Consider the following 2944-nt stretch of genomic DNA (forward strand, 5'->3'; position numbering starts at 1 on the left):
CCCCTGGATCGCGCGATCCAGGGGCATCTGCTCACTTCTCGGCAGGAGACTTCGCGAACCTCACGCGATCGACAGCGCGATCCCGTCCAGGATGTCGTGCTCGCTCGTCACGACCGACGTGAGCTCGCCGCCCGCGGCCGCGACGTCGTCGCGCACCCGGCGCACGACCTCGGACCACACGAGCGCCCCCGCCCCGATCACGTCGATGCGTCCCGGGTGCATGAAGCCCAGCGCCTCGCGCTCGGCGCGCGTGCGCCCCAGCAGGTCCTCGCACGCGTCCAGCGTCTGCTCGACCGTCAGCACCGCACCGTCGATCCGGTCGCGGTCGTAGCGCTCGAGGCCCAGCGCGTGCGCGGTCACGGTCGTCACCGAGCCCGCGAGCCCGACGAGCGTCGCGGCCTTGCCCAGCGGGACGGTCTGCGTCGCGACGTCGAGCGCGGCCCGCACGTCGGCCCTCGCCGCCGCGATCTCCTCGGCGGTCGGCGGGTCGGAGCGCAGGTGACGCTCGGTCAGGCGCACGCACCCGACGTCCATGGACCACGCCGCCTCGGGGGCATCGGTGCCGAGCACGAGCTCGGTCGACCCTCCCCCGAGGTCCACGACCACGAACGGACCCTCGTGGTGCGCCGCGACCACACCGGTCGCCCCGCGGAACGACAGCTCGGCCTCCTCGTTCCCGGAGACGACCTCCGGCTCGACGCCCAGGCGTGCGAGCACGCCCTCGACGAACTCGCCGCGGTTCTCGGCATCGCGCGTGGCCGACGTCGCCACGAAGCGCGTGCGCGTCGCCCCGAGCTCCTCGATCACGGCCGCGTACTCGGCCGCCTGGTCGAGCGTCCGGGCCAGTGCCTCGGGCGCCAACCGCCCCGTACGGTCGACGCCCTGACCGAGCCGCACGACCTCCATGCGGCGGTCGAGCTCGGTGAGGACGCCCGTCGTGGAGTCGACGTCGGCGACGAGGAGGCGGATCGAGTTGGTACCGCAGTCGATCGCGGCGACACGAGAAGAAGTCATGGCATCAAGGGTGCCATCCTCTGCGCCACCGGCGGGCGGCCGGCCCGCCCGTGGACCGGTTCAGGCGGTCAGCAGGTGCAGCGGTCCGCGCGCCACGAGCCGGAGATCATGACGAGCGCCTCGTCGCCGAGCGGGTTGACCCCAGGCCCGGCCGCGAGGGCGTGCCCCACGAGCACGTGCAGGCACTTGACGCGCACGGGCATGCCACCTGCGGAGATGCCCGCGATCTCCTCGACGTGGCCGAGCGACTCGCGGGCCGCGAGGTAGTGCTCGTGCGCGCGGGCGTAGGCCGCCGCGAGCTCCTCGTCCTGCGTGAGGCGCTCCGACATCTCCTTCATCACACTGTTCGCCTCGAGCGTCGAGGCGCCTGCGACCGCTCCCGGGCTCGTCAGGTAGTAGGTCGTGGGGAAGGGCGTGCCGTCAGGCAGGCGCGGGGCCGTGTGCACCACGAGCGGGCGGCCGCACACGCAGCGCGCCGCGATCCCGACGACGCCGCGCGCCGGGCGACCGAGCTGCTCCTGCAGGACCTCGAGGTCCTCGGGGGTCACCTCGGGGCGGGACCGGTCGGCCTGGGGCACGACGGGCGCAGCAGGCGCAGCGTCGGTGCCGTCGGTAGCGGCCGTGGTCGTGCCCGAGGGGTTCCCCGGGACCTGGACGTTCTCCAGGTCGGAGGCTGCGGGGTGCGAGTCGTTCACGAGAGGTTCCGTTCTGCGGCGTGCGGTGCTGGTCCGGCGCCGGGTACCGACGCTCTCCCATTGTCCCCGCTCCCCCGGGTGGTTCCGCAATCCGCCGGTTCAGCCCGAAGGCGTCGCGGGATCGGTCGGGGTGTCGCTCGCGGGCGGCGGGGTCTGCACGCCGCCCGTGGGGCTCGCCGACCCCGGCTCGGGCTGCTCGCCCGCGAGCTGGACCGAGCGCCACAGCGAGGTGTACCAGGGCGCACCGACGTGCCCCGCGACGTCGACGGGCCCGTCGGTCACGACCTGCCCCGTCTCGGGGTCCAGGTCGTCGACGACGGTGTCCGGGTCGACGACGCGCCAGGACCGTTCGCCCGGCATGACGTAGCTGAGCCGGTCGCGAGCCTGCGCGATCACGTATGCCTGGTCGTCCCACCGGCCGAGCTCGACCTCGAGCGCGTCGCGTGTCGCCTGCGCCTCGGCCACGTCGGCGCGCAGCGCCCGGAGCTCGCCCGTCTGGTTGACGTAGGCGCGCACCGTGGGCAGCAGGAGGATCACGGCCAGGAGCACGACGACGGACATCACCAGGGCGCGGACCGTCACGACCTCGGGGAGCAGCAGGCCGTACCTGCTCCGACGGCGGTCGGCGAGCGCGGGGGCGCGGCCACCTGCCGTGCTGCGAGCACGCGGAGAACGGGACGACGCCGGACGCGCGGCGGCGGGCTTCGTCGACCCGGACCGGGCGCCTGCACCGCCCGGGGCCGGGGGCTTCTTCGTGCTGTTCCTCGCCGAGCCCTTGGCCGCGGCGGACGCCGAACCTGTCGGGTTCGCGCCCGTGGACTTCGGCGACTTCGGCGGCTTTCCCGCCGGCGCGCCCTTCTTGGCCGGCTTCGCAGCGCCTGACGCGCCCGACGCCGGACCGGACGTCCCCGTGTCGGCGCGTGACGTCGTCGGGCTGGAGCCCGGGCTGCGCGCGCGGCCCGACGACGAACGACCGTCCCCGCGCGATCCCGCGCCACGTCCGCCCGGGCGCGCCGAGGCGCCAGGGGTGGACGGGCGGCGGTTCGAGGGCATGGTGCCGATTGTGCCGTCCCGCGGTCCCCGCCCGCCGCAGGGTCTGCGGCGTGCCGGGCAACGTGGTCGGATCCACACCAAGCGTTCACAACCCGCGCCCCCCTGACGTGTCGCGGCGGCGCGCTCCCCCGGGAGGTCACGCCGCCCGGACGCACGGACGCCCGGTGGTTCCGAGGAACCAC

3 protein-coding genes are annotated in these 2944 nt (G+C 74.8%); all 3 read right to left on the bottom strand.

What is annotated here, in order from left to right:
* Positions 1-60: 60 nt before the first annotated feature.
* The gene (locus tag ACFWFR_RS18805) at positions 61-1014 is read right to left on the bottom strand and encodes an exopolyphosphatase (RefSeq protein WP_377624109.1); all 954 of its coding nucleotides are present in this window, start codon (positions 1012-1014) and stop codon (positions 61-63) included.
* Between the two features lie 68 nt (positions 1015-1082).
* Complete coding sequence (locus tag ACFWFR_RS18810; protein WP_318244329.1) at positions 1083-1592, bottom strand: DUF501 domain-containing protein; 510 nt, start codon at positions 1590-1592, stop codon at positions 1083-1085.
* 216 nt (positions 1593-1808) lie between these two features.
* On the bottom strand, positions 1809-2762 hold the full coding sequence (locus tag ACFWFR_RS18815; protein ID WP_377624110.1) for a septum formation initiator family protein: 954 nt from the start codon (positions 2760-2762) through the stop codon (positions 1809-1811).
* Positions 2763-2944: the final 182 nt, after the last annotated feature.

The organism is Oerskovia sp. NPDC060287, assembly GCF_042726775.1.
Classification (GTDB): domain Bacteria; phylum Actinomycetota; class Actinomycetes; order Actinomycetales; family Cellulomonadaceae; genus Oerskovia; species Oerskovia merdavium.

Excerpts from the sequence above, each read along its gene's own strand:
- ACFWFR_RS18805 (WP_377624109.1), bottom strand. The coding sequence starts at position 1,014 with ATGACTTCTTCTCGTGTCGCCGCGATCGACTGCGGTACCAACTCGATC.
- ACFWFR_RS18815 (WP_377624110.1), bottom strand. The coding sequence starts at position 2,762 with ATGCCCTCGAACCGCCGCCCGTCCACCCCTGGCGCCTCGGCGCGCCCG.